Source organism: Thermoactinomyces mirandus, from assembly GCF_013868055.1.
Taxonomy (GTDB): domain Bacteria; phylum Bacillota; class Bacilli; order Thermoactinomycetales; family Thermoactinomycetaceae; genus Thermoactinomyces; species Thermoactinomyces mirandus.
In genome coordinates this window covers 1-26,158 of the sequence record NZ_JACEOL010000047.1, presented here as the reverse complement: position 1 = coordinate 26,158, position 26,158 = coordinate 1, and the positions used below count along the sequence as shown (strand labels likewise).

Below are 26,158 nucleotides of genomic sequence, written 5' to 3'. Positions count from 1 at the left end.
AAATGGCTATGGAAGAACAATTACAGCAACTGGAAAAGAAACTGGACAAAATCTGGGCCGGTGGTGGCGAGAAAAAAATCACCAAACGGCATCAGCAGGGAAAAAAGACAGCACGCGAACGGATCACGGCTTTACTTGATCCCGGAAGTTTTAACGAACTTGACTCTTTTGTTGCCCACCGCTGCACCAATTTTGGCATGGATAAAAAGGAAACCCCTGGAGAAGGGGTAGTAACTGGGTACGGCACCATCGACAGCAGGCCGGTAGCCGTTTTTGCCCAGGATTTTACAGTACTTGGCGGTTCTCTGGGTGAGATGCATGCCAAAAAAATTGCCAAATTGCAGGATCTGGCCCTCAAGGTCGGCATGCCCATCATCGGCATCAATGACTCTGGCGGAGCCCGGATTCAGGAAGGCGTTGACGCTTTAAGCGGCTATGGACAGATCTTTTACCGTAATACAATCGCCTCCGGAGTTATTCCCCAGATCGCTGCCATCATGGGACCATGTGCGGGTGGTGCCGTCTATTCCCCGGCCTTGATGGATTTCATCTTCATGGTGCAGGAGAAAAGTGAGATGTTTATTGCCGGCCCGCAGGTTATCAAAGCGGTTACCGGGGAAGAAGTAAGCGGCGAACAGCTTGGCGGCGCCTTGACCCATAACCGGACCAGCGGGGTAGCCCATTTTGCCGCCAGTGATGAAGATGAGTGCCTGCAATCGATCAGAACGCTAATTGGTTATTTGCCCAGTAACAACATGGAGGATGCCCCGTATCAAAACACCGGCGATGATCCCGGACGGATTGAAGAAGGGCTGTTGCAAATACTTCCCGATAATCCCAATAAAGCCTTCGATATGAAGGAAATATTAAACCTGGTCATGGATCGGGGCACGATCTTTGAAGTCCAGCCTTTGTTCGCTCCCAACATCATCACTGCTTTTGCCCGGTTAAACGGGCGGGCAGTAGGAATTATTGCCAACCAGCCGGCAGTACTGGCCGGATGTCTGGATATTGACAGCTCCGACAAGGCTGCCCGGTTTATTCGGTTCTGCGATGCCTTTAACATTCCTGTTGTTAACTTTGTTGACGTACCAGGTTTTTTGCCCGGAACCAATCAAGAGTACGGAGGAATCATCCGCCACGGCGCCAAGATGCTGCATGCTTATTCTGAAGCCACGGTACCCAAGCTTACCGTGATCATCCGCAAAGCTTACGGCGGAGCATACCTTGCCATGTGCAGTCGCGATTTGGGGGCTGACCAGGTCTTTGCCTGGCCTGGAGCCGAGATTGCGGTTATGGGGCCGGATGGTGCTGCCAACATCATCTTCAGGAAAGAGATCAAGACTTCAGACAATCCACAGGCTGCCCGGGAAGAAATGATCAAGGAATACCGGCATCTGTTTGCCAATCCTTATGTAGCTGCCGAACGCGGCTATATTGACAGCGTCATTGATCCGCGACAGACGCGGCTTAACCTGGCCAAGTCCTTGGAACTTTTGGTCAGCAAAAAAGAAATTCTTCCGGCTAAAAAACATGGCAATATTTCATTATAACATCTTGGAGAGCACTTGTGTAATGGAGTGTAGGATAGGTTGCTTAGGAAATGTTGTTCCACTGGAATATCGGGAGTGTTTGGAAAAAGAAACTAAGAGGGGAAAAGCAATGTCCGCCGCTACGATTTCCTTGTTGATGCTGCCATTGGTTCAATATTGTTGTTCTGTTTGGAACTACATTATTGATTGGATACGGTCATCCGGACGGCGGGTACCAGTGAAACACGCCTGATTGTAGCAGTCATGATCGTGGCAGGTTCTCTCATCCGTACTTGGCAATATCGGGACCGCAGCAGTCTTGCTGCCCATCATTATAGCTATTGCAGTAAGGTGCCTGTCTTTCCAACAAGAAATTGTTAATGCCTTAGGGGCCTATGCTGCCAGTCTCAACGAAATGATAGCTCTCGCCAGGGACTTCGTCCAACACCCCACGTTCCTGGACCTGCCGGCTATCTTTATAGATTGTGTAAAAGTGGGGGCCATTTACCTTGATTTCTTGTCCTGGCTGTAATCCTGATGCCGACCCTCTCCCAAAAAAAATAATGCAGGTGGAGGGTAAAACAGAAACAGGTACGCCAAAGGCAATGATCCTGATTGCCTTGGCAAGTTCCGAAGGAGGTGAAGTGATCGTGGATTCCCAGATGGATGCCTTATCATTCTCCTTAATCAATATAATAATCGTTTTTTTCGTCCTGATCCTCTTGCAAGGAGTTATCCAACTAATAAAGTTCGTGTTTTATAAAAAGCCGAGTGATCCGGTTGAAATAGCCCCCCCAATAAATAAAACGGATAATGAAGTTGAAAAATCCGCAACTGCAACCTCTGACAAGGAAGGAGACGTCCCGGCCAAGATAGCGGCAGCGTGTGCTGCTGTCGCTGCGAATCTGGATGGCATTCCGCACCGTATCGTCAGCATCAGAAGGTTAACTCCGCAGAGCCTATGGATTCAGTCGGCACGTATGGAGAATATGAGAAATAATGCAATGCTACGTCACAGGAGGTAATCAAATTGAGACGCTTTCGGGTTAATGTAGATGGTCAGTTTTTTGAGGTAGAGGTTGAAGAGATCACGGCAGACGCTGCCGCTCCAGTAAAAACAGCGGTAAATCCAGCATCACCAGTGACTGCGTCTGCCGCACCAAAACAGGAAGTTGCTCCATCAAAACCAGCAACCAACGGTAATTCAAACGGCATTTACGCACCCATGCCAGGTAATATTTTAAGTGTAAAGGTAAAAGAAGGTGAACAGGTTAAGGCTGGACAAGTGTTAATGGTTCTGGAAGCCATGAAAATGGAAAACGAGATTGTAGCTCCCAAAGACGGGGTTATTGACAAAATCTATACAGCTGCCGGCCAATCGGTAAGTACCAATGACCCTTTGATAGCCATGGCCTAATGATGCAAAGAAAGAGGGTTGACGATGGGAATTACAGAAAACTTGCATGAACTCCTGAATACAACCGGTTTTATGCATTTAACCATCGGTAATATTATCATGATTCTGGTCGGTCTTGTCCTGATGTACCTTGCCATTAAAAAAGGGTTTGAACCCTTGCTTTTATTGCCGATCGCCTTCGGAGCCATTCTGGCCAATTTGCCGGTAACAGGCATTATGGGTGAGCACGGCTTGTTGCGCTACTTTTTCTATGGTGTTGAACATGAAATATTCCCGCCCCTGATTTTCCTTGGAGTAGGAGCAATGACGGATTTCGGCCCGCTTCTGGCCAATCCGAAAACGATCTTGCTGGGAGCGGCTGCACAGTTTGGGGTTTTTGTTGCCCTCATTGGTGCCGGAATGTTGGGCTTCAGTATTCAGGAAGCGGGAGCCATCGGTATTATCGGTGGTGCTGACGGGCCGACTGCCATTTATTTGACGATGAAGATGGCTCCCCATTTGCTTGGGGCAATTGCTGTTGCCGCCTATACCTATATGTCCCTGGTTCCGATTATCCTGCCTCCAGCGATCCGCCTGCTTACAACCAAAAAAGAGAGACAGACAGTGATGGCCCAGCTCCGCCCGGTTTCCAAACGGGAGAAAATTATTTTCCCTATCGTTTGTACGATCGTTATCGTTCTGCTTCTTCCGCCTCTGGCTCCCCTGATTGGTATGCTCATGCTGGGGAATTTGATGCGTGAATGCGGTGTGGTAGAACGGCTTTCCAAAACGGCTGCCAACGAGCTGATCAATATTGTCACCATTTTACTGGCCCTGTCAGTTGGCGCTACCATGGATGCAGCCAGTTTCCTGACTGTACAAACCATCGAAATCATTATCCTGGGAGCCGTCGCCTTCTTCTTTGGAGCAGTTGGCGGGGTGCTGTTGGGCAAAGTGATGTATTGGCTCAGCGGCGGCAAAGTAAATCCTATGATTGGGGCAGCAGGAGTTTCCGCAGTGCCTATGGCGGCAAGGGTGGTTCAGAAAATGGGGCAAGAGGAGAATCCTTCCAATTTCCTGCTTATGCACGCCATGGGACCAAATGTTGCAGGAGTCATCGGCACCGCTACTGCAGCCGGGGTTATGATTGCCTTGTTAACCTGATAAAAACAAGGAAGCCATCAAGAAAGTTGGATATAAGCTCCTGGACTCAGAAGATCCCACTATTTGAAAAATCTATCTGAAACTGGATGATTGCACCTCTTAAGCCAAACCTTTACCTCTTTATTGGTAAAAGGGATCCGGCTGAAAGAGGTGCTCTTTTATTATTAATAATTCATTGAAATATTCCTGATTCCAATTTCTATTTTATTAAATTTTATAAATAAACAAACGAATACTGTTCACAAAATATAAACTTATTTGTTCAATAAATCACAAATCAAGAGCATTTTTTTGTTAAACTAAAATAAAAGGGTGTATTTGTTTGTTTGAAAAATCACATATAGCAAAAAATACAGTTAAAAACAATGCTGCAAAAAAGCAACGGGAAGCAGCTTTTTAACAGGGAGGTTGAAATTCGATTTCGTCAAGGTTTCAGCATAAACAAAACACCGCCAGTTTAAATCTGAAAAAACAAGCCAATAAATACAAAAATATCTGCTCTTGAAAAGCAGCACAATTATGCCTGTGCAATAAATAAAGCCTTCAACTGACTATGCCGGTTTGTCAAGAAGGGCAGAAGAAACCAGTATTCACCAAGATTTGGAGGTAGTACATTATGAGTATCGTTGAAAACAGAACATTAGATTTTGAGACTGAATTGGATCCGGATATGGAAACTTGCCTGGAAATCTGGTCGGATCTGTATGGTTTTGATAAGGAACACATTCGCAAAGCGTTAAAGAAGCAGCGAACCCCTGTTGTTTGGATGAATGCACTGGATTGTACAGGGTGTACAGAGTCCTTCCTGCGTGATGCCAATGTTGAAAAACTGTTGCTGAATTTGATCACGCTGGAATACAACGAATTGCTTTCGGCTGCGTCTGGATATCAAATTGAACAGAACAAGGAATCAATTCTTGAAAAACATAAAGGCGAATATATATTGATTGTTGAAGGGGCTATTCCTTTAAAAGATGAATACCTGATCATTGGCGGAAGATCGGTCAGGGAAGAAATTATTGCGGCAGCCAAAGGTGCAAAGGCTGTTATCGCTTTTGGGAGTTGTTCAGCGTGGGGAGGACTTCCTGCTGCATCACCCAATCCCACAGAATCGGTTTCCATTGCAGAACTGGTTCCGGATGTACCTGTTGTCCTGGTTCCGGGATGTCCGCCAATTGCAGAAGTAATGGTCGGCACATTACTGCACCTGTTAATTTATGATACCGCGCCTGAAATTGACAGAAAGGGACGGCCGAAAATGTTTTACAAGCAGACCGTCCATCAGGTTTGTCATCGAAAACCATATTTTGATCAGGGATTGTTTGCCGAATCCTATGGCGATGAAGGGGATTTGAAAGGTTATTGTCTGTTCAAGTTAGGGTGCAAGGGGCCTTCCACATTTAATACCTGTGAGAGTTTGGGCTGGAATAGTATGTCGTGTTCACCCATCAGTGCAGGTTCATCCTGTATTGGATGTTCCGAAAAGAATTTCTGGGACAAAGGGCCGTTATGTTATCGGAAAGTAAAAGTGAAAGCAGGCGTAAGATAAAGACTTTTTGCAGGCAATCTCGGTATCACGAGATTGCCTGTTTATTTGTAAATGAACAAAAAATATTTGGAACAAGGAACAATAGGATTTATCGGAATTTATGAAATAATTAATTAATTAATGACAACAGTGGTAACGAAACTGAGTCATCGATGTACCAGAAACGAACATACATTCCCGATTCGCTTTATAGGGGTCTTACAGGCGATCTCAGCGCATTTTAATCAAACGAGACTTATTGGTCCTGAAAAAAATAAAAAGCCCTTACAGACGAAATGAGAAGCTCATTTATTTGGCGTTGATTTCAGATTATTTGTTTTTATCCAAAAACAGAATGATAAAGCAAACAGTAAAAATGATTGCAGTTTAATCGATGAACGCTGATCGGGCAGCTGGTGCCAACATAAAGAAATGATTGTGAACTTGCAAGATCGAAATCCGGTAATTTTTAAATCTTCGAAAACCAGAATCAAGGAAAAATGGAAAAATCAAGGGTATTTTTGTTCCTAAAACCACGCTTATACCGTTACAAAATCAATATTTTGTAACGTTGTGATTAAGCAGAGTTGAAACCCATTTTATGCGAATGGTAGATAAAATGTTATAATTGTCTACAGAAAGTGATAGGGAATATCATTCTTAATGAACCCCATATGTCCAGACAATTATTCAACCTTTGAAGTTACAGTTTGGCGAAATTCTTGCGGTGACAGATATCCAGGCGCAGAGTGAGGCCTTTCATCATTGTAAAAGGCTATGTAATGATCAATGTCCTGTTTGGTTTCCTGGAACGATTTATATTCCTGGAGCCAAACCGTTTCCTCTTTTAGCGTACGAAACCAACGTTCAATGTAAGCATCAGTGTATGGATACGATCTTCTAAAATATTTTCTCCAGTTAATATGGAGAAATTACTATTTGAAAAAGGAGACCCTATCCGGAATCAGGAAGAAACGTTGGAAGTTCCAGTTTTTAGATAATTGGGGCAACAAAGAGGCCGGAGTGGGAAAACCTCCGGCTTTTTTCATGATTTCTTTTTAGGTTGATATCCATAAATCAACCCCGAATCGGGATTTGCTTGTAGTCTGCGGAGGTTACACATGTCTTATATAGTAATCCCCGCCATCTTTCAATTTTTGTGCCGTTTTTGGACTTGTCACGAACTTACCTCTAATTGGTTGAGTTCATCACGACGTCTATTCCAAAAAGGAGGGACGGGAAGTCTACAAATCATTTAATTTTGTTCCAATCACCGTAAAAACTCTATGTGGAATTTTCAAGGGTTCCGGAAAGGAATCTTCCAACATGGTTTTTAATTTTAAATCGAATTCAACTACTTTATCAGAAGACATACTTGCTCCGACACCTGCGCTGGCACGAATGCGCCCTCTCCAGCTTTCGTGAGAATATACTATATCTGTATCAAATGAAAAGGTCTCCAAGTTCCGAAAGCCCGCCTTTGCCAAATCCAGCAACCTATGAGGATAAATCCCGATTCCTCCTCCTCCTTTCCACTCAGGATTAAAATGGAGAATTAGTTCTTCCGTAGCATAAACTATATTTCCCGATATTGGTAACCAATCAAAATGGACAATGACTATTTTGCCCTCTGACTCAAGAACCCTGAAAATTTCTAAAGCGGCTTTTTCTCCCTGAAACCAATGCCAGCATTGCCCAGCCGTCACAACTTGAAAAGAACTGTCCTTAAACGGAAGTTGCTCAGCAACCCCCTGAACATAACTAATAGACACACCAAACTTTTCATCAACTTTTTTCGAAGCCTTCAACATATCCAAAGATGGATCCAATGCGGTAACATGTGCTCCTTGCATTGCCATGGGGCGCGCAAGATAACCCGTACCCGCCCCTGTGTCTAAAATTTTTTGGCCAGCTACTCCTATTCCTTTTTCTTTTAATCGATCAAACAATCGACTGGGATACTCAGCACGATATTTTAAGTAATCATCTACAGTTCTGCCAAAATCAACTTGCACCTTTTTTCACTCCTTGTCTCACTTTATACAGATGTCCAGCAATTGAATAGCACGATCGCATGCTTCCAAGGCAGTTTGAGAAGACTCACCGATTGTCATCACGAACCCCTGCCTATCTGAAGACTTTTTGATTGCGCCAATACGATCGCCTGGTCTGATGTTGACCTGATACTTTACTACAAACGGAACGTGTTTAAGAATATCTGGAGGATTCATGGATTGAACAGTTCCGGGTGGCAACGCCAAAAATCGAATTGCTGCTCCTCTGGCAGTAGATGGATACCTGATAAACTTGTTTCCGCCCCCTGGATCCAGAGTCCAGGCAATCAAATCAATTCCGTAAACCATACATACTAGATCCGTAATTCTATCTCCTCCTGGCCGATTATGGGATTCAATGATTTTTGGACCTTTGCGAGTCCACTTTACTTCTGTGTGGCTTGGCCCATGGCGGAGTCCTACCGTATCTAGAAAAGCATGTACGGTATTTGAAATTAGTTGCTTTTGTTCTTTATTGATAATGGCAGGTACAGAATGGGCGATTTCCACAAAATTCTCCTGCACCTCCTTTTGCGTAATTGCGATAACTTGATGCTGCCCGTTGATGCTGAACGTTTCCACGCTAAATTCAGGGCCATCGATAAATTCTTCAATTAAAAATGGAACGCCATTTTCATAAAGCCATGTTGGCAAATTCGTAAAAACTTCTTCATTGGATTTCAGTAACAGGATTCCTTGACTTCCAGTTCCTTCTATCGGCTTTACCACAAGGGGATAACCATAAGCATTCGCGAACGAGAATACGTCTTCCAACTGTTTTCCTTCCCGGCAACTTACCCCAGCAATTCCTTTCTCACTTAGATGCTTTCTCATTTCCAATTTGTTTTTCAAGAGATGAACCGTATTCAACGAATTTGATTCAACCCCCAAGTTTTCAGCCAGTATTGCAGCTGGTATCAGGCCGTTTTCAGTGAACGAAAAAACCCCTTCAATTAAGTGGGCTTTTTTAAAATAACTACCAAGTTCCAAAAGCGAGTCAGGGTTTTGAAAATCTATTGCATAAACTTCTTTGGCCAACTCTAAATCTTTAGGAGTTATTTTGTTTTTCTGTTGAATAAAAATCACATCATATCCCTGCATTACTGCCCGTTCCAAATGGTGAGTATAACTTCCGATTAGAATAATTTTTTTTCGTTTCATCAAAGGAATAACCACCTTTATCGAGATAATTCCCATTATTCTTTATTTTGTTTTCACGATCGGTTGTTTGGCAAAGAGAATACTTGAAATGATCGCTGTAATCATACAAACAATCCATATCAATTGGTTAATTCCAATATTCCTTCCAAAATCCAATAAAGAACCGCCGACAATTCCTCCCAATCCTCCTCCGATTGCCCAGCCAATAGAGGATACACCAAGAAAAGTGCCGACATTTTGTTTATCAGCAAGCAAACTCGCAATTGTATCAAAATGCGGCGCCACCAAAATCTCGCCAATGGTAAAACAGATCGTGAACAATAACAGGAAGACTAAACCTAACTGCAAAAGAGCGATTAACAAAAAACTCATTCCCATCAATAACAGGCCATAAAACATTTGTTGTTGAGGACTTAAACCAAGCTGTTTTGCTATATGGTTTAAAGGAATTTGCAATAGAATGGTCAGTACTGCATTGATCCCAAATACCCAGGATATCCACATATCCATTTTCAAATCGTGAACGGCAAGTGGGACAGTCACGTTCAGCTGGGTGAACAACGCCCAGAATCCCACAGAACTGATAGTCAAGATCATAAGTTCTCGGTGTTGAAAAGTGATACGTAAATTTTTAAAAAACGAAACACTTTGGGAAAAGGACACTTTTTCCGGAGGAATCAGAAATATGGATAGAATAATCATCATCAAGTAAATTCCAGCAGCAACCAGAAACAATTTATTTATTGAAAAATAATTGGCTAAAAAAGCGCCTAACCATGATCCAAGGGCAACCCCAGAATTAAACCCTGTATTTCTCCAGGCAAATATGGCCATGCGCGATTCTGGAAGAGTGAATACAGCCAATAAGCTTTTGCTTGCTGGTTGGAACAATGCAATCCCTATTCCACTAATCACAAAAACTATGATTAACAGTATGTAATCTTTTGCCATAGTATAACCCGCGTAAGATGTGCCAATTAAAGCAAGTCCCAGAATGACGAACTTTTTTGCTCCGTATTTATCTGACAGAATCCCTGTAAATACCATTAAACCACGGCTAACCACCCAGTTAATCGAAAACAATATTCCAATAAGTGATGGGGAGATATGGATGGAACGGGTCAAATAAATAGCTAAAAAAGGAATGACAAAGTAAGTTCCGATGGCTGTAATGAAAATTAAAACAATTAAATAAAGCGGAACCAAATTGCCCTTCCAAATAAATGGGAGCAATTTTATCTTCATTTTGAATCTCCTTTTATCCGATTAAGGTAAGAAAGCAATTGATACATTCTGATTGCTACCATCAACTCTGAAGTATTTGGATGGTTCAACAACCGATTTACAAACTGCTCCCACTTTTTCTTATTAACAATTGTCAAATATGGGTCTGAAATAATATAATCAACGGCCGATCGAAGCCGTTCCCCTTGGAACCAACTGTCGAGAGAAATGCGGAGAGGACGCTTTGGTACATTTGCCCAATCATGAAGAAGTGGACGCAAAGCTCTGCGAAGATATGGTTTGGTTCCCAGTGCCGGATCGAATTCTCCCAGAACATTCCAAGCAATAATTGGAACATCTCCATGAAGAAACGGCGTTCGAACTTCTATTGAAAAATACATACTGGCATGATCAATTCGTTCCAATAGCGGTTGAAGACTTAGTTTCCTTTCAAGGGCTAGCAATTGCATACTCAGTGGTTTTTTACCTTCATAAACAGAAGACATTTTTCGTCGAAGCATCTCAATATAATATTCTCCAGAGTCTGTAAACAGATTGAGTGCCGTCCGAAAAACAGAGTTGTTGAGATAGAAATTGCACGGGTCGGGATTGTCTGTCCGGAGAAAGGAGATGTAAGAATCATACCCTCCAAAAAGTTCATCTGATCCTTCTCCGCTCAAAACAACTTTTACTCCATTTTCCGCTGCGACTTTGGAAAGCAAGAGTGTGTAAGCAGCACTAGGTGGAAAACAAGGTTGAGAAGTTATATCAAGAAAACGGTGAAATAAGTCCCAAACATCTGCATCTGTTACAGTGATCGGTGTGTGTTTCCATTTTCTCCACGCTAAACCTGGAAGAGATAATTGTTCCAAATTTTCAATACCATCATTGTCCAGAATTAGGCTAAAAGTATGGAGATTGTCAATTCCCGCTTCAGCCAGGATGTAAACAATTGCCATTGAATCAACACCGCTACTCAAAAAAACTCCAAGAGGACGATTTGTATCCGCACACAGGAGAACAGATTCTTTAATAGCTTGCAAAAGATCTTTTTTGATTGTATCCCTATATAACCGATGTTTCTGTGGACATCTTAACTTATAATGCAACTCATTTTTCTTTTGCTCTACGTATAAAATATTTCCCGGTTCCAAACGTTCAATGTTGGAAAATAGTGTATCGGAACCGACTCGTGTTCCCAGACCGATATATTCCAAACAAGCCAGTTCATCCAACACCGGATGCAATTCATTGACACGAACCAAAGGGAATATTTCAGAAGAAAATTGGAACCTTTGTGGACTCTTCCATATATAAAGCGGCTTGATTCCAAAAAAATCACGTGCAACGGCAAGCTTTTTTTTCTTAACGTCTACCCAGCACATTGAAAACATCCCATTAAGATCAGGGACAGAGAGGGGATTATTTTCTAAATATCTTAATAGCCACCCGGTATCCGATTGATTTTCCTTAATTGATAATCCATAAATTTCACCGTTATACGCGAGAATAATATCTGAATGTTCCGCCATCATTGGGGAAGGAGCAAAGTTTGACCCCGAAATAGAAAGACGGTTGGCTCCGATTGCAATGGAGTCGAACTGCAACAATCCTAAAGTATCTGGTCCCCGATGTTTCTGCATTTGAAGAATCCGATAAACAGTATCAGTAGGAGCTTCCAGACAATATTCACCAGCAATGCCACACATGTTGGTATCCTCCTATCATTTAGTTTGTACAACAATGCTTCTGATTGCCTCTTCCGCCAAAACTTCAGCTTCTTTTGCAGTCTGCCTTTCCGCAATGGCATAAGCAATCCTGCCTGCATTGGATGACGGAATAGGAAGATTGGATCCTGGTTCAACAAGAACAGACAACTCTACCAAGCCATGTGGCGGTTGAGACGTCCAAGGAGAGGATGCACCTATAAATATGCCTCCAGGACTGAGAAGATATCGAATGGCTGCCCCTTTTCTACGGATCGGTTGAAGATCTTCCAGAGTTAACATTTCTCCGGTAGCCTGTCGCAACGCCAAATCATACAAATTGATTCCAAGAGCCCGGTTAATTAATTCGGGAATGCATCCACCTGGAACACGTGGATTTACTTCAACCACAACAGGCCCCTGCTCTGTCAATTTTATCTCGATATGGCATATTCCCCAATTAAGCCCAAGCGCCTGGCAAGCCATAAGTGCTGCTTCTCCTGCTTTTTCCAAGTAGTCTAATGGATGGTTTGAGGGAACAGTATGCCCCAGTTCAATGAAGTATGGTCCTGATGTCACAGTCTTGTCGATAATACAAACTACGTGATATTGACCATCGGCAAACACCATTTCTACACTGATTTCTGGCCCCTCTAAGAACTCTTCAATCATCACCCGTTTAGTAGGTGATTCGTTTAAAGCTTCCTGAAAGTATCTATCAGCATCGATTTCGTTCTTCAACCATTTCACTGCTGCACCCGCAGAGCGATCAACGGGTTTGATCACAAGCTCTCCCCATTCCTTTAACATTTTCACAACTTCTTCAGAGCTGTGAACCTTTTTCCAACAAGGAGTCGGCATTCCGGATTGTTTAAATGCTTCCCGTTGCTTCGTCTTTTGAATAACGTTTTTGGCCTTTTCTATTTCTAAAAACGGAAGTCCTATCCGTTTTGCTAATGTTGCTGCCAAAACCAACCCTGAATCATTCATAGTTAAAATAGCATCCGGTTTTCTCTTAATCTTTTTCATTACAGCGAAATATACTTCGTCGGGATCATTCAACTCGGCACAGATAGAAATGTCTGCAATCTGAAGGGATTGGTTTAACAAACTATCTACGACTGCTACCTCCCAACCTTTTCGGAAAAAATGTCTATAAGCCGGCAATCTCAAGGGAAGAGGCCATCCTGATTTTACTAGTAGTAAGGTTTTCATTCTTATCCTCCTTTAAGGTGTGTATGCGAAAAGCATATTGACTCAAAAGGAGCCGTATACCTTTACAAAGGATACGGCGATGATTAATAAACTCTTATCTTTTTCAAAGCCCATTAATATGATTGTTTTCATGGGAAAATAACTGGGATCTCCGTCTTTTCATATAAACTTTCATTATAGTTTGGAGCAAGAACGATATTATATATATCGCCCGTTCCGGAAACATAGGAATAGGTATGTTCTGCCTTGGCCGGAATAAAAATAGTTGCCGGACTATGCACGACTTTTTCTTCTCCATTGAGATAAACCATACAGGTTAAACCACTTCCATCGGGTTCATTCCCCATAAAGATCAGTGTGCTATCGCAATGATGCGTGTGGGTGTCAACATGTTTTCCAAACGAATGAGGTTTCATTCCTTTATCTATTGTCCGACGCATCATATAGAAAGACGCGCGTTTATCCACTCGATGATCGATCAACACCCAGCGATCACCGGGTCCATCCCGATGATATTTCAACTCTGATGATTCCTTTTTAAATGGACAACTTATCTTAAGTTTGACAGGCAATCGAGGCTCTCTTAAAGGCGGGCGGTTGTTGATGATTTTTCTCTTTCTTCCTACTTTTTTAGGAGGGAAAGGTTCATAAGAAACTGGATTTTTTATTACAGCATTCCGATGATATTTTGATGTATGAGTAAAAGCATTTTTCCCTATTACAGGGCGCAATTCATCAGGATTATAGCCTGTTGCATTCTTTACTGCATCGGCGAGAGAAGAAATTTTTTGCAAATGGAAACGTTGCTCCCCTCTACTTTCCTCCAATACTACAGCTAGCTGAAGAAGATCCGTAATTCCTACACGTTCCCCAATCCCCAAAATCGATACATCAACAGCTTGAGCTCCAGCATCCACAGCAGCAAGTGTATTGGCCAACGCTAGTCCAAAATCATTATGGCAGTGAACTTCTACCGGATGTTTCCATTCAGTTACTGCTCTTGACACCAACTGATGACAGGAAGTCGGCTCCCATATCCCAACTGTATCCGCCAAACTGATACGGTCTGCACCAGCTTCGATTGCGATCCTGGCAGTTTGGTTTAACACAGTCCAATCAGATCGGGAAGCATCTTCTAAAGTTAAACGAACTCGTAACCCTAAACGTTTAGCTTCAGAGATAGCCTGGTAAATCAATCGACAAATATCATCGAGTGACTTATTGGTCCATTTTGTTTTTAACGATATTGGATTAACCGATCCCCATATCCCTACCCAATCAGCACCTACTCTGGCAGCAGCCTGCACCTCTTCTACGGTAGCTCTTGAGTGGGCAAGGGTTTTGGCGGAACGAGCAGCTTTTATTACCCTAGAGCAAATTTCTTCATCTTCAGGAGATATTCCAGGGTGCCCAACTTCAACAATTTGAATCCCGAATTCTTCCAATTGATGAAGGAGATAAATTTTATCTTCCGCCGAAAATCTGACTCCCGACTGTTGTTCGCCTTCTCTTAAGGTACAATCGACTATTTCCAATGCAGATAAATCTTCTTTGATTTTAAACATCTCCTATCACCGGGAACGCTCTCCATAGCGGTAATAAAGGGGAGTTTTTTTTCTTAATATATTGAAGGATCCCATCATATAAGCACCAGCGTGCCGCAAGGCTTCGTGTCAAAGCTGACCAGGCTAATTGCTGTGCCTCCATGCTTTTTGCATATTTCAAGAAAAGCTTTTCTCCTATTTCAGCATGTTCAATATCCGCTTCAGAATGCGTTCGAAAAAAGACCAACGCATCATCAGGAACCCATGTATAATTCTTTCGGTAAGACTCCAACACCAAAGGATATTGTTTGGGTCTCATAATTTCCGCAACGAGGTTATTGGCAGCCAAGCTTTCGACTAATTTTCCGTAGGAGTTAAGATTATAAAATTCATCAACACAGGTAATTGTTTGAGGTAAAACTCCAGTACTGAAAACTGTTTCCATATCTACTCCAATTCCTTGCAGATAACGAATGAACTGTTTTTCATGTGGTTCATCTCCGATACCGGCTTCCTCTGCCAGTGGTCCGAGTAGAAGACGCTGATCTTCCAAATCCGGACAATGAAGCACTTTACCTGCATTCCACCAAACAGTACAACGAAAATACCAATATTCTTGAATCCCCATAAATTGTAGTTCTTCCTTGCTTAACTCACCAGCCAGCCAAGAAATTGCTAATGGATGATTCGTTCCGTAAAATCCATTTTCAACAACTTTGTACATCATGCTCAAAAGTTCCTTTGGATCATAAGGTTCTGTGCGATTCCAGTCAAACTCGGACAAATATTTGGTCCATTCGTTGTTAGTAGAAAAAGTCATTTTATCCCCTCCTACTGATCAACCCTGTTTTGTAACAACTAATCTCACACGGTCCTTTGAGAGATAATCTTTTTCTGTATGAAAATTAATCCAACCGGTATGATCAAACAGGATCTTCAGGTCATCTAATGAATAACGCTTTTCTCTACCCCGATTTGTATACCAAACTAGAAGATCCTTCTTGGAAATAGATCCATGAGCAACCAATCCTCGTTCCAGCCATTTTTCAGCCTTACTAAAAACTATTGTTTGTGATTTCTCATCCCAAAAAGTTTTTGCTTCTTCTCCTGCAATCTCAATTAATTTCTTATCCATTGGGTACAACCCGATTTTGACAGTTGTCCTGATTTGACCCCCTGGCCGCAAAATCCGGAAAATCTCCTTGCTGAACTGTTTTGCTTCTTCCCAATCGAACCGATTGATCAATGTATCGGCAAAGACAAAATGAAACCGATTGTTCCAATCTGCCGGCGCCTGAAGAATATCACTATTTATAACAGTCACATTATTTGAAACATATTGTTTTAATTCTCGGCAGATTACCTCGGAAAAATCTGCAACCACCACATTACCGACCTTTTTTTCAGCTTCACGGATAATACTGATGGAAGTTCCTCCAATTACCAGGCAATGATCACCTGGGAGAATTCCCTTGGTGTACCATCTGAGAGTCTCTATGCTTGGCTTGGCACTCTTTCGTCCCAATTTCCAAAATTTTAATCCCAATGATGCATTAAAGAAGTTTCAGTCCTGATATTCGCTTCCTCACACTTTATCGAAACAATCCCCCAGGAGTCTGGGAGATTGTTCTCTTTATTCGTGAGCATTATTCAGATTGGTTTGATATGTTGATTTGTAATTCTCGTAATTCATACTGGTCATCATTCCTGTAGTGGCGTGATGGAGTTCATGGCAGTGGTACATCCAGATTCCGGGATTATCGGCAACAAAACCGATTTCGTAAGTTTCTCCGGGTTTTACTACCAGGGTATCTTTGTTGATCATTCCTGAAACAGGTTTACCGTTTTTGGTCAGAAGCTGGAAGGTATGACCATGAAGGTGCATCGGATGATCCGATTTTCCTTCGTTAACGAGCTTGATTTTTACTTTTTCTCCCTTTTTGACCGGAAGGGGATCCGTGTTGGACCAGGTTTTGCCGTTAATTGTGTACACCTGGCTTCCGTTTACTATGCTTGAATTCAGGTGAAGAGTGAAAGTAGACTGGAAATGATCCAAGTTCTTCTCTGAATCTTTGCTGTAATTGGTCAAATCCAAAGTTGGCAGTTGTGCCTGATCCGGTTTTAATGCTGATTCTTTGCTTCCTTCCACTTGTACTGGAACCAAAACATTTTTGGCTGCAGATGTACCGTCATGCAGATCAATGGCAAAGCTTTCTTCAGCTACAAAATGAATATCATATCTTTCACCGGGGCCAATGGCATTGAGTTGATCCTTGATGGTTGGTGCATTTTTTATTTCGTTCCCGTCACTGGCGATCACCTGAACCTCCTGATTTTGGAGATGGATATGGTGAGACAAATATCCGGCATTGATAAAACGGAGACGGACTCGTTCTCCTTTTTTTACTTTTAAGGGTTTGATGAGGGAACCGGATTTTCCGTTTACCGTATAGACGTTATACATATTTTTCATCATGGTGTCGTGATCCATATTCAAATTTGCATGATGGTTTTCATGGTTCATGTTGGAATGATTTATATTACCGTGATCCATGTTTCCGCAATTCATCGATTCATCCAGCATCAGCACGTAATCGCGATCATATTGGTAGCTCTCCTGTTTGGGCAGGACAATAAAAGCTCCGTAAAGCCCGCGATCCACCTGATCAGCGCTGTTGTGGTGCGAGTGGTAAAAGTAGGTGCCCGGGACAGTTGCCATGAAATCATAGGTAAAACTTTTTCCCGGTGCCACTGCATCTTGTGTTACTCCCGGAACTCCATCCATGGAATTAGGCACCGGATAACCATGCCAATGGATAGAGACAGGTTCTTTCATTTGATTTAACAACTTCATCCTTACCCGGTCGCCTTGTGTTATCTGAATTGTTTTTCCAGGTACCGTTCCGTCATAGGTCAAGGCATCTACGTTAAAACCGGGCGCTATCTGCCACTTGGATTCTTTGGCAACAACCGTAAAATCTTTGACGGTACGGCCCTGACTGTCTTTGGAAATTTGCGGCTGGCCCAGGTTCTCGCCGGCAGTTTCCGCCTTGTCCGCCTTTTGATTGCCAGTCTCAGGGTTGCTGCAAGCTGTTGCAATAAGGGCAACCATTACAAGAAGCCCGATCAGATTCCCTAAACGTCTTCTTTTCATCATCGTCCTCCCATCTTTTGCATTCACAAATTCATATTTTACCGGGAGGTTATGAAGATCTTGTGAAGTGAGCAGAAGCTGAAAATAGTGTACAATATCTGTAGTTTTTCATTTGCTCGGGAAAGAGGTGAATGACAGTGAAATCGATACTCATTGTAGATGATGAAGAAAAAATCAGAGATGTGATTGCATCCTATTTGCACAGCGAAGGATTCCAAACAAAAGAAGCTGCTAATGGAAAACAAGCTGTGGAAATGATCCTCCATTTTCCGATCGATTTAATAATCCTTGATCTGATGCTTCCCGACCTGTCGGGAGAAGAGGTATGCCAGCAGGTCCATCAAATTTCTCCGGTTCCCATTCTTATGCTTACTGCGAAAGCAGCGGAAGAAGACCGGATCACCGGACTGGCAATCGGGGCCGACGATTATGTGGTGAAACCATTCAGTCCCCGTGAAGTGGTAGCCCGGGTGAAAGTTATTCTCCGTCGTTCGGGAAATGACTTGCTTGCGGACCGTATTTCTTTTCAAAATGGTGATCTGATAATCGATGCAGTGAAACGCAAGGTGTTCAAAAAAGAGAAAGACGCGAACTTAACCCCCGTTGAATATAAGTTGCTGTTGGTATTGGCGCGGCATCCCGGCCGCTCTTTTGCCAGAGAAGAACTGATTGAAAAAGTTTTTGGGTATGATTACCCGGGTGAGATGCGAACCATTGATCAGCATATTAAAAATCTGCGCCATAAAATTGAAGCGGATCCCTCCTGTCCGGTTTATATCCTTACCGTATACGGATTTGGCTACCGGTTTGGCGGTGATAGGCGATGAAAAAATTCAAGGGACTGCGTATGCGTCTTGCTCTCGCATGTATCGGGATTGCGTCCGGGACGGTGTTTATTGCCAGCCTCTTTTTTATCTTGGCCACCGATTATCACCTGACGCTTTATCACAAGCAATTGCCGGGAATTGATCCCCGTGCGGCCCATCTGGATTACCATTTTCAGCAGGCGATGATCCAGTCCACCCTGTTAACTGCATTCGGAGCCATGGTTCTGGCTGTTTTGGTCAGTCTTTATGTCACCAAACGGATTACCGCCCCTTTGATTGAAATGCGCCAGGTCGCAGAGCAAATAACGAAAGGTTGTTTAAAAACACGGGTGTCTGTCCAGGGAGAAGATGAATTGTCCGATCTGGGCCAAGCGCTGAATCACTTGACGGAAGAACTGGAAAAACAGGAGTCTTTGCGGAAAAATCTGACCTCGGATATCGCTCATGAGTTACGGACACCACTAGCTACCCTGAGAAGCCATTTGGCGGCTTTCCAGGACGGCATCTGGATACCGACACCAGAACGGCTCCATTCCTGTTATGAAGAGATTGAGCGGTTAACCCATCTTGTCAAAGACCTGGAGCAATTGACCCATGTAGAGTCGCCCGGCTTTACCCTGAACAGGAAAGAAGAGGATTTGGCGGAAATCGTTCGGCAGGGTGTCCGTACGATCCAGGCCGCATATGTACAAAAAGGTATTGATCTTGAGGTTAAGGTGGATGATGCCGTCAGGGTAAACGTGGATCGCAAGCGGGTGATGCAGATTTTGATGAACCTCCTTTCCAATTCGCTTAAATTTACCAATTCCGGCGGCAAGGTTGCAGTGGAGGTAAAGGAAGAGACGACGGGCGGCATGCTTGTGGTTTCAGATAATGGGGCGGGAATTCCGTTATCCGATTTGCCCAAGGTGTTTGAACGGTTTTACAGAGTGGACAAATCGCGGAGCCGGGATTTGGGTGGAAGCGGAATTGGCCTGACGATCGTAAAAAAACTGGTGGAAGCCCATGAAGGAAAACTTTGGATTGAAAGCAGGGAGGGGGAAGGGACAACGGTTTCGGACTTTTCCCTTTTTACCCGAAAATCGATAAAAAGAAAGAATTATGATGCAGATTAAAAATCCGGGTTACTGACAATATAAATTGGTCAACATTTGATCTTTTTAATGAGCAGGCTTGAGAAATGATTTTCCCGTGACCTGAACAAATATATGAATGTCTTTCACTTGGGTTTATGTCTTGAAGGAGTTATCCATTAATGAATAATCAAATGAAGAGAAGGATCCTTTTGGTTTTGGGAATTGTTTTTGTTGCATTTAATTTGCGTCCCGCAATCACTTCGGTCGGTCCATTGATCGGGTGGATTCGTGCAGACCTCGATATATCCAACGGAACGGCCGGATTCCTTACAACACTTCCACTAATTGCTTTTGCGTTATTGTCATTGGCAGCACCGCAATTATCCCGGAAGTGGGGAAATGAATTAACCATATTTGCGGGATTGATTATTCTGGCAAGCGGAATTCTTATTCGCTCAACCGGAACGATTCTCGGGGCTTTTTTTGGGACATCATTGGTCGGAATTGGTATTGCGATCGGAAATGTTTTGCTGCCCGTTATTGTAAAGGAAAAGTTTCCTGAAAAGGTTGGGCTGATGACAAGTATTTACACTACTTCCATGGCTACTTTTGCGGCTGTTGGATCAGGGGTGAGCATTCCGCTGGCCGAGGAGCTGCATCTGGGATGGAAAAGTTCACTGGCGTTTTGGGTTTTGTTTGCTATATCCGCCATATTTATTTGGCTTCCCCAGTTAAAGAGGCATAACAAAAGATCCTCTGTTCAGCCAGTGCCGACTGTAACAGGACAAGGTTCGCTGTGGCGTTCGCCATTGGCCTGGCAAGTGACGTTTTTTATGGGGTTGCAATCTTTTCTGTTTTACTGTACGGTTGCCTGGCTTCCAGCGATTTTGCAAAGCCATGGAATAAATGAAGGATTGGCAGGCTGGCTGGTTTCAATTATGCAATTTATCAGTTTGCCGACAACTTTTATCACGCCTGTCCTGGCGAACCGGCTCCCGCACCAAAAGGGGATCGCCATCATTATCGGCATCATTCAATTAGCCGGGATTTTGGGCTTGTTTGCTAGTGAAACGCCTATTCTGATCATCAGCATTGCACTGAACGGTATTGCCCAGGGAGCAAGCATCAGTCTGGCTCTTTTGCTTTTGGGAATGAGAACAGCCAATGCTGGAGAAGCAGCAAATCTTTCCGGTATGTCCCAATCTGTTGGATATGTGCTTGCCGCAATTGGTCCGATTTTACTCGGCTTTCTCTTTGATTGGACGCATTCGTGGAGCTCATCACTCGTCCTCCTGTTACTGGTAACAATCCTCATGACATTTGCGGGGATTGGGGCCGGTCGCAAAGGATATGTGCTTTCTTCCAAAAAATGAGGGGATTTGGCAATCACAATTATGCTTGCAGCCAGGGCTTGGCATTTTTTATTTCGTTGTCATTTATTTTCAAGTTGGGTTTAGTGATATAATCAAGGCCTGACGGAACCTTTTCAATGTTGCTTCGTATTTTTTAAAAAAGGTAACAAGGAGGTCGATCCAATTGCCATCAATGCGGAATGATTCCAACTCTATGCCTGTGAGCGATGAAGATCTTCAGAAGATCACAGTGGGTGAGCGAAAACCACATAACGCGCCCATTACCCTCGTTGAGTACGACCCGCACTGGCCTGAACTGTTCGAGCGGGAGGCTGACCGGGTTCGTTCCATACTTGGCGGCAAAGCACTGCAGGTGGAGCACGTTGGCTCGACATCGGTGCCGGGTTTGCGTGCCAAACCAATTATCGATATGTTGCTGGTTGTGGCGGACTCTGCCGATGAACTATCCTATGTCCCGGCATTGGAAGCCGGTGGATATATGCTGAGGGTCCGGGAACCTGAGTGGTTTGAGCACCGACTCTTCAAAGGGCCTGATACCGATATCAATCTGCACGTATTCAGCGCAGGTACACCTGAGATTGACAGAATGTTGCGCTTCCGCGATTGGTTGCGAGCCAACGACACGGATCGGGACAAGTATGCGTGTGCCAAGCGCAGCCTCGCTCAGCGTGTGTGGCGGCACGTACAACACTATGCGGATGCCAAAACCTCGATTATCCAGGAAATCATGAACCGGGCGAGCGAAAGCGAGTAGCAAACTGGATAGTCCCCTGATAAACCACAGCACTGCAAGTACGGGTTCTTGGATGGAGTTGAGCAGGATATGGTGATGATGGGGAAGAGGATTTTAGTTTAGATGCGTAAAAAAGCTCTCTCCGGTAAATGGAGAGGGCTTTCCACATTTGATGTTTCCAGCCAGGAATTATCTTTATTTAGTTGCATCACAAACAATTGGAATCAAGTGGTTAACCTAATATCTTGATGTATAACCTTGTCCAATTCATTTTTCCTCAGCCTTTTTGTTGACAGCGACAGAATTAACCAATCCCGCAGGATCCGTGGTCTCATATAGACTCGCAGACGCTTGTCCAATCGGTTTTCCTCGTAGGCTTTACGGAGATCCTCAATGAGATGCGTCAGGCTTACGAAATAGACGGACATCCCCTTGGAAATCGCCCGAATACTCTTGCCAGTCGCCTTCAATTTGTGTAATTTAATCACAGTCCCACTCCCTGGCATAGATCTCCCTCCGAAGAAAATGGCCTTTTTATTCGAAGGGGATTATTCGACGGGAGTGGGTCAATTCTTTTTCGGCGATTCTGGGTCAATTATATGCCGGCGGTAACACTGATTATGCGTACGATTCCTATGGTCGGTTCACAGCGCATACAGGTATGATCCAGATCCTATCTCTTCCAGGGATACCGTAACGACTTGGACTGTTAGATATAGCTGAGAAAGTGAATTTAGGGAGTGGTCGTCAAGCATAGGCTGCTCTGATCGCATGTGGGGCATACTTTTCTCGATAGTTGCTGTTTTTGATCTGTTTGCTTTTTTTAACATATAATGCAGCTGCGTACATAAAATTATTTTTTTTGGTTTTTTGAACGCCCTCATAATATTTCTTTTATTTTTGTGGGTATTTACTATATATTCCATTTGGTTTCACGGTTTTTGGATAATTATCTGATGAGATGAACATTCAACCATGGGAAAGAAGGTTAATTATGATAAGGAATTTTATTAAATTGATAATACTAAGTTTATCATTAATATTCTTACTTGTGCTCTTGATTTCAGGCCCATATATTGAATGGTTATTGGATCCTTATATTCGAGAAGCAATGGGTTTAGGAGATCCGCCCTATGAAAAAGTGGAAGATTATTATGTTAAGGATATTATAGGAGCTTTAGATGCGACTGTTGTTTTAATGATCTGGCGTTTCATCAAAAAAAGAAATAGAGTTTTAAAATGAAACATGAATCACCTTTGACTGCGACGATACCGACCAACTGACGGCCATCAACGGACAAGCATATACCTATGACGAAAACGGGAAACTGACAAACGACAAAATCAAAACCAACGTCTACGATGTTGAAAACCGCCTGACCCGGGTACAGTCCAGTTCGGAAACCACCCAATTCACCTATCGGAATCCGAACCCCCAATGCTGGCATTACGTATTTCCATTATGACGAAAACAGAAACGTATCCTTTGAGCAACCTCCGGTATAGTAGAACCATTCTTATGGTTTTCTCAACTCTCAGCCTGTTTTTTGTGAAAGACCTGTCACAAAACACGAAAGAAACAGGAACCGGCAAATGGAGACAACTGGCTGACGGCTGGATATATCTATGGAAAGATTCAGACCTGAGAATTATTTCAATGATGAAGTTTGTGTCAAATATCGGGGAAGCAGTCTGGACCGGTTGCATTTTGTTTGGTATTTGTGAAAGAAATTTTGCATAAAGGAGAAGAGTGGTGGGGGTTTATTAATTCCGGATATTTTATTGGTGCCATATTGGGAGGGGGGGCGTATGGATCTTTTCACGTAGTAAAGAAAAAAGAGTGGTATTAAATCTGTTTCTGGGGTGTTCATTTCTTAGTATAGTTACTATCCTGTTCGGCCTTTCTTCCAATCCCTGGCTGGCCGCTTGTTCTGTCTATTGCCATGGGGATTCCAAACCAGTTAAGAAACATTGCGGAAAAAACGTTGCCAAAAGTGCTTGCTGCCATAACAACCATTATGTTTGTCACATTCGGGTTGTCGGTCCTGGTAATGGGTTACGTTGCGGATCTCACCGGCGTTCGGACCTTGTATATGATTGCGTTTGGACTATATCTCATCACTGCTGTTTTTTCTCTCTTTATCAGAAAGTAACAACTTGTCTTGCCGGAAAGCGTTGATGCAAACTGAATGAGCCAATAAACAAAATTCCCCGCAGTTTGTGTGGAGGAGGGAAACTACTTCTAATCTTTCTGCCACTTTTTTGTCACTTCACGAATGCGGTCCAGCTGTTCCCAATAGTTGTGTAGAGCAGCCTTGCCTTCATTTGTAATACGAATGGTGGTATGCGGAATTTTTTTACGGACGAATTGTTTGTTGATCAGAATATAGCCAGCTTTTTCCAATTTGGACAGGTGAGAAGACAGATTTCCTTTGGTAAGGCCGGTCAATTCCTGCAAAAACAGAAATTCAGCCATGGTGCAGGCATTGAGGGCACTCATAATTGCCAGGCGGGCCGGTTCGTGAATCAGTTTGTTTAACCTGGCCATTTCCTTGAAAGGCATCAATTGGATCACGCTCCAATATGTATCTTTAACTAGTTTGCATTATAAACCATAAAATTTTTTTTGCAAAGTACTCAAATTAAAACAACAAAAAGATTGAAGACTGACGGCTTAATTTTTTCAATCAATTATTCTGCAAAAAATGCTTTTCAATCTCTTTCTGTCTAACAGAGAGAAGAAGGTGTTGCAAGTCCATGGCATAACACTTCAAAATCCTTATTAAACAAAGAACCTCTTATCCTTTTCTTTGGATAAGAGGCTCATGTTTTTTAGTGACCGGCATTTTATCACCAAATTTTCCATAGCTGCGCCAATCGGAATAGATAGACTCCCACAGTCCGAAATCCAAGGTACTTAGACTCTTACTGAGGCTTCATCAGTTGATACTACATTATCAAATTTACAATAAAATAATGTCTTTTTCTAATAATATTTAACTAATTATTAATAATTCATATGATTTAGATGTAGATATTATGATATATATAAAAATATAGAGCCCCCTTTCAGAAATTAATGTCCAAAAGAGGGCAACAGACTGATTAAAAAGTTGACGAGGTGATGGCGAAACCATCACTAATTAGGCAATCTTTACAGAAAAAGAGCCTTTTCTATATCTGAACGCAATACATCCCGCAAAGCGTCCGTCCAACATATGTTATGCTCTTCTCCATATTTGTTTATTCTGATATGTGTGTCAAACATGTTCCTCTTTATCTATCCTGCCAAATATAGTGATAGATTTACTTGTTATGGTTTCGGCTGTTTTTATATTGGGAAAGTAAGGCAAAATCTTTTTGAATTAGAGGTGTACTGATGTTAGTCTTTCTGGGGTGTTTTTCTGGAAAGATAATGTTTTCAAGTTTGTTTTGGCCATTTTTCCATGTTCAAATAACACGATAAACCCCTCATCGCTATTTTCCGTATAAATTGTTTCGATAAAAAAAGCTTGCCTTTCTGTTAAATAAACTTTTTTGACAAGCTGATATATTAATTATTGTGCCTCCTTATCTTCTAACATAAAAACATTTTCAACATGACAATCTAATTCTTTGCAGATCCTGAGCGCAAGAAGTAGAGAAGGATTGTAGTTACCTTTTTCAATAGCAATAATAGTTCTTCGGCTTACATTTACTTTTTGTGCCAATTGTTCCTGGGTAATTTTGCGGGCTTTCCTGTATTCACGCAAATTATTTTTCATCATTATTACTCACCATTTTTTTTCGATAAATAAGTTGAGTAGCAAAAAACAGTATATTCCCAATCACAAGAATCAAGAAAGCTAAGTTTAGTTTACTTGCCTGAAATACATCATATAAGACCCAAACCAGGAGGGCCAAATTAAAGAAAATCATCTGTATCTTTAGTGCTCGATTAGTAATAAACATTTCCATTTCGTCACTTTTTTTAAACATGTATTATCACTCCTTATTCATTAATTACTTATCATGATACCATATTTGTGTAGAATTGTGAAGTTCATTTCACATTTTTTGCATAAGGTCAATGTGTAAAGAGAGGGTAGAAGCATATTAAAAAAGTATAGAAACATATTAAAAAAGTAAGGAGGTTAATTTATGCTGACTTTAACACAAAATCACGTTTTCAAAATCTCAATCGCGACTGTTCTAGTTCTGGGTGTATTACTAATCAGCTTTGCTCAAGTCGGTGCCGAAATAAATGCGAACAGTGATGTGGTCGCTGTTTTGGCGGAACTTGGCATATACGATCCTCCCGCTTGGTTGGTTTCGGCTCTTGCTGGAGCTGCGACTGTTTCAGCAATTGTTGGCATCTTGGCTACTATGGGATGGTCATTTCCAGCTTGGGCAATCGCTGCATTGCTAGCCGCTGACACATACGGCGCATAAATTATAATTTCCGTGCTTCTACCCTCCCTCAATAAATTAA

The 26,158-nt window shown here is 42.6% G+C and carries 27 protein-coding genes; 14 read left to right on the top strand and 13 right to left on the bottom strand.

Features of this window, described 5'->3' with window-relative positions:
• Window positions 1-8 precede the first annotated feature (8 nt).
• The 6 genes from H2C83_RS13815 to H2C83_RS13790 all read left to right on the top strand — a co-directional run bounded on the left by H2C83_RS13815 (window position 9) and on the right by H2C83_RS13790 (window position 5,641).
• A complete protein-coding gene (locus H2C83_RS13815) occupies window positions 9-1,553 on the top strand; it encodes an acyl-CoA carboxylase subunit beta (protein ID WP_220184186.1) in 1,545 nt (514 codons plus the stop codon).
• Window positions 1,554-1,739: 186 nt separating this feature from the next.
• The gene (locus H2C83_RS13810; RefSeq protein ID WP_181741756.1) at window positions 1,740-1,913 is read left to right on the top strand and encodes a hypothetical protein; all 174 of its coding nucleotides are present in this window, start codon (window positions 1,740-1,742) and stop codon (window positions 1,911-1,913) included.
• A 128-nt stretch (window positions 1,914-2,041) separates the two neighbouring features.
• A complete protein-coding gene (locus H2C83_RS13805) occupies window positions 2,042-2,557 on the top strand; it encodes an OadG family protein (RefSeq protein WP_181741754.1) in 516 nt (171 codons plus the stop codon).
• Between the two features lie 5 nt (window positions 2,558-2,562).
• Window positions 2,563-2,949 (top strand): biotin/lipoyl-containing protein, encoded by a 387-nt coding sequence (locus H2C83_RS13800; RefSeq protein WP_181741752.1) that lies wholly within the window; start codon window positions 2,563-2,565, stop codon window positions 2,947-2,949.
• A 24-nt stretch (window positions 2,950-2,973) separates the two neighbouring features.
• Window positions 2,974-4,092: a sodium ion-translocating decarboxylase subunit beta gene (locus H2C83_RS13795; protein ID WP_181741750.1), complete on the top strand. Its 1,119-nt coding sequence runs from the start codon at window positions 2,974-2,976 to the stop codon at window positions 4,090-4,092.
• Between the two features lie 616 nt (window positions 4,093-4,708).
• Window positions 4,709-5,641 (top strand): hydrogenase small subunit, encoded by a 933-nt coding sequence (locus H2C83_RS13790; protein ID WP_181741748.1) that lies wholly within the window; start codon window positions 4,709-4,711, stop codon window positions 5,639-5,641.
• Between the two features lie 665 nt (window positions 5,642-6,306).
• On the opposite strand, the gene H2C83_RS18615 is transcribed toward H2C83_RS13790, so the two are convergent.
• The 10 genes from H2C83_RS18615 to H2C83_RS13740 form a co-directional block, all read right to left on the bottom strand.
• Window positions 6,307-6,543 (bottom strand): integrase core domain-containing protein, encoded by a 237-nt coding sequence (locus tag H2C83_RS18615; RefSeq protein WP_181741788.1) that lies wholly within the window; start codon window positions 6,541-6,543, stop codon window positions 6,307-6,309.
• Between the two features lie 321 nt (window positions 6,544-6,864).
• Entirely contained in the window at window positions 6,865-7,635 is a 771-nt protein-coding gene (locus H2C83_RS13780; RefSeq protein WP_181741746.1) for a class I SAM-dependent methyltransferase, read from the bottom strand.
• Window positions 7,636-7,653: 18 nt separating this feature from the next.
• The gene (locus H2C83_RS13775; protein WP_246333929.1) at window positions 7,654-8,835 is read right to left on the bottom strand and encodes an ATP-grasp domain-containing protein; all 1,182 of its coding nucleotides are present in this window, start codon (window positions 8,833-8,835) and stop codon (window positions 7,654-7,656) included.
• A gap of 42 nt (window positions 8,836-8,877) precedes the next feature.
• Window positions 8,878-10,080: an MFS transporter gene (locus tag H2C83_RS13770; RefSeq protein WP_181741742.1), complete on the bottom strand. Its 1,203-nt coding sequence runs from the start codon at window positions 10,078-10,080 to the stop codon at window positions 8,878-8,880.
• Window positions 10,077-11,768: an asparagine synthetase B family protein gene (locus H2C83_RS13765; RefSeq protein WP_181741740.1), complete on the bottom strand. Its 1,692-nt coding sequence runs from the start codon at window positions 11,766-11,768 to the stop codon at window positions 10,077-10,079. Before H2C83_RS13765 ends, H2C83_RS13770 begins: the two co-directional genes overlap by 4 nt.
• Before the next feature lie 15 nt (window positions 11,769-11,783).
• The gene (locus H2C83_RS13760; RefSeq protein WP_181741739.1) at window positions 11,784-12,980 is read right to left on the bottom strand and encodes an ATP-grasp domain-containing protein; all 1,197 of its coding nucleotides are present in this window, start codon (window positions 12,978-12,980) and stop codon (window positions 11,784-11,786) included.
• Window positions 12,981-13,108: 128 nt separating this feature from the next.
• A complete protein-coding gene (locus H2C83_RS13755) occupies window positions 13,109-14,545 on the bottom strand; it encodes a LeuA family protein (protein WP_181741737.1) in 1,437 nt (478 codons plus the stop codon).
• Complete coding sequence (locus tag H2C83_RS13750; RefSeq protein WP_181741735.1) at window positions 14,538-15,344, bottom strand: iron-containing redox enzyme family protein; 807 nt, start codon at window positions 15,342-15,344, stop codon at window positions 14,538-14,540. The genes H2C83_RS13755 and H2C83_RS13750 overlap by 8 nt, the downstream gene beginning before the upstream one ends.
• Before the next feature lie 18 nt (window positions 15,345-15,362).
• Window positions 15,363-16,070: a class I SAM-dependent methyltransferase gene (locus tag H2C83_RS13745; protein WP_181741733.1), complete on the bottom strand. Its 708-nt coding sequence runs from the start codon at window positions 16,068-16,070 to the stop codon at window positions 15,363-15,365.
• Between the two features lie 87 nt (window positions 16,071-16,157).
• On the bottom strand, window positions 16,158-17,681 hold the full coding sequence (locus H2C83_RS13740) for a multicopper oxidase family protein (protein ID WP_181741731.1): 1,524 nt from the start codon (window positions 17,679-17,681) through the stop codon (window positions 16,158-16,160).
• Window positions 17,682-17,815: 134 nt separating this feature from the next.
• Between H2C83_RS13740 and H2C83_RS13735 the strand changes: the two genes are divergently transcribed.
• The 4 genes from H2C83_RS13735 (at window position 17,816) to H2C83_RS13720 (ending at window position 21,708) form a co-directional block, all read left to right on the top strand.
• Entirely contained in the window at window positions 17,816-18,505 is a 690-nt protein-coding gene (locus H2C83_RS13735) for a response regulator transcription factor (protein ID WP_181741729.1), read from the top strand.
• Window positions 18,502-19,620 (top strand): sensor histidine kinase, encoded by a 1,119-nt coding sequence (locus H2C83_RS13730; RefSeq protein ID WP_181741727.1) that lies wholly within the window; start codon window positions 18,502-18,504, stop codon window positions 19,618-19,620. The genes H2C83_RS13735 and H2C83_RS13730 overlap by 4 nt, the downstream gene beginning before the upstream one ends.
• Before the next feature lie 140 nt (window positions 19,621-19,760).
• Window positions 19,761-20,954 (top strand): CynX/NimT family MFS transporter, encoded by a 1,194-nt coding sequence (locus tag H2C83_RS13725; protein ID WP_181741725.1) that lies wholly within the window; start codon window positions 19,761-19,763, stop codon window positions 20,952-20,954.
• Window positions 20,955-21,126: 172 nt separating this feature from the next.
• A complete protein-coding gene (locus H2C83_RS13720; protein ID WP_181741786.1) occupies window positions 21,127-21,708 on the top strand; it encodes a GrpB family protein in 582 nt (193 codons plus the stop codon).
• A 203-nt stretch (window positions 21,709-21,911) separates the two neighbouring features.
• Here the strand turns inward: H2C83_RS13720 and H2C83_RS13715 are convergent, their stop codons facing one another.
• Window positions 21,912-22,175, bottom strand: a complete 264-nt coding sequence (locus H2C83_RS13715) for an ATP-binding protein (protein WP_312853929.1) — start codon at window positions 22,173-22,175, stop codon at window positions 21,912-21,914.
• A 473-nt stretch (window positions 22,176-22,648) separates the two neighbouring features.
• Here H2C83_RS13715 and H2C83_RS13710 point away from each other — a divergent pair, with 473 nt between their 5' ends.
• From H2C83_RS13710 to H2C83_RS13700, 3 genes are all read left to right on the top strand, one after another.
• Entirely contained in the window at window positions 22,649-22,930 is a 282-nt protein-coding gene (locus H2C83_RS13710) for a hypothetical protein (protein WP_181741721.1), read from the top strand.
• Between the two features lie 195 nt (window positions 22,931-23,125).
• Window positions 23,126-23,428, top strand: coding sequence for a hypothetical protein (locus H2C83_RS13705; RefSeq protein WP_181741720.1), 303 nt, complete (start codon window positions 23,126-23,128; stop codon window positions 23,426-23,428).
• A 202-nt stretch (window positions 23,429-23,630) separates the two neighbouring features.
• Complete coding sequence (locus H2C83_RS13700; RefSeq protein WP_181741718.1) at window positions 23,631-23,840, top strand: hypothetical protein; 210 nt, start codon at window positions 23,631-23,633, stop codon at window positions 23,838-23,840.
• An 89-nt stretch (window positions 23,841-23,929) separates the two neighbouring features.
• On the opposite strand, the gene H2C83_RS13695 is transcribed toward H2C83_RS13700, so the two are convergent.
• Window positions 23,930-24,262, bottom strand: a complete 333-nt coding sequence (locus H2C83_RS13695; RefSeq protein WP_312853928.1) for a transcriptional regulator — start codon at window positions 24,260-24,262, stop codon at window positions 23,930-23,932.
• Between the two features lie 982 nt (window positions 24,263-25,244).
• The gene (locus H2C83_RS13690; protein WP_181741716.1) at window positions 25,245-25,454 is read right to left on the bottom strand and encodes a helix-turn-helix transcriptional regulator; all 210 of its coding nucleotides are present in this window, start codon (window positions 25,452-25,454) and stop codon (window positions 25,245-25,247) included.
• 373 nt (window positions 25,455-25,827) lie between these two features.
• Here H2C83_RS13690 and H2C83_RS13685 point away from each other — a divergent pair, with 373 nt between their 5' ends.
• Window positions 25,828-26,118, top strand: a complete 291-nt coding sequence (locus H2C83_RS13685) for a hypothetical protein (protein WP_181741713.1) — start codon at window positions 25,828-25,830, stop codon at window positions 26,116-26,118.
• Window positions 26,119-26,158 lie beyond the last annotated feature (40 nt).

What these genes read in the sequence shown, in the direction of transcription:
- H2C83_RS13790 (WP_181741748.1), top strand. Translation starts at nt 4,709, where the DNA reads ATGAGTATCGTTGAAAACAGAACATTAGATTTTGAGACTGAATTGGAT.
- H2C83_RS13765 (WP_181741740.1), bottom strand. Translation starts at nt 11,768, where the DNA reads ATGTGTGGCATTGCTGGTGAATATTGTCTGGAAGCTCCTACTGATACT.
- H2C83_RS13690 (WP_181741716.1), bottom strand. Translation starts at nt 25,454, where the DNA reads ATGATGAAAAATAATTTGCGTGAATACAGGAAAGCCCGCAAAATTACC.
- H2C83_RS13775 (WP_246333929.1), bottom strand. Translation starts at nt 8,835, where the DNA reads ATGAAACGAAAAAAAATTATTCTAATCGGAAGTTATACTCACCATTTG.
- H2C83_RS13725 (WP_181741725.1), top strand. Translation starts at nt 19,761, where the DNA reads ATGAATAATCAAATGAAGAGAAGGATCCTTTTGGTTTTGGGAATTGTT.
- H2C83_RS13795 (WP_181741750.1), top strand. Translation starts at nt 2,974, where the DNA reads ATGGGAATTACAGAAAACTTGCATGAACTCCTGAATACAACCGGTTTT.
- H2C83_RS13730 (WP_181741727.1), top strand. Translation starts at nt 18,502, where the DNA reads ATGAAAAAATTCAAGGGACTGCGTATGCGTCTTGCTCTCGCATGTATC.
- H2C83_RS13720 (WP_181741786.1), top strand. Translation starts at nt 21,127, where the DNA reads ATGCGGAATGATTCCAACTCTATGCCTGTGAGCGATGAAGATCTTCAG.
- H2C83_RS13815 (WP_220184186.1), top strand. Translation starts at nt 9, where the DNA reads ATGGAAGAACAATTACAGCAACTGGAAAAGAAACTGGACAAAATCTGG.
- H2C83_RS13740 (WP_181741731.1), bottom strand. Translation starts at nt 17,681, where the DNA reads ATGATGAAAAGAAGACGTTTAGGGAATCTGATCGGGCTTCTTGTAATG.
- H2C83_RS13750 (WP_181741735.1), bottom strand. Translation starts at nt 15,344, where the DNA reads ATGACTTTTTCTACTAACAACGAATGGACCAAATATTTGTCCGAGTTT.
- H2C83_RS13685 (WP_181741713.1), top strand. Translation starts at nt 25,828, where the DNA reads ATGCTGACTTTAACACAAAATCACGTTTTCAAAATCTCAATCGCGACT.
- H2C83_RS13760 (WP_181741739.1), bottom strand. Translation starts at nt 12,980, where the DNA reads ATGAAAACCTTACTACTAGTAAAATCAGGATGGCCTCTTCCCTTGAGA.
- H2C83_RS13755 (WP_181741737.1), bottom strand. Translation starts at nt 14,545, where the DNA reads ATGTTTAAAATCAAAGAAGATTTATCTGCATTGGAAATAGTCGATTGT.
- H2C83_RS13705 (WP_181741720.1), top strand. Translation starts at nt 23,126, where the DNA reads ATGCTGGCATTACGTATTTCCATTATGACGAAAACAGAAACGTATCCT.
- H2C83_RS13770 (WP_181741742.1), bottom strand. Translation starts at nt 10,080, where the DNA reads ATGAAGATAAAATTGCTCCCATTTATTTGGAAGGGCAATTTGGTTCCG.
- H2C83_RS13710 (WP_181741721.1), top strand. Translation starts at nt 22,649, where the DNA reads ATGAACATTCAACCATGGGAAAGAAGGTTAATTATGATAAGGAATTTT.
- H2C83_RS13700 (WP_181741718.1), top strand. Translation starts at nt 23,631, where the DNA reads ATGGGGATTCCAAACCAGTTAAGAAACATTGCGGAAAAAACGTTGCCA.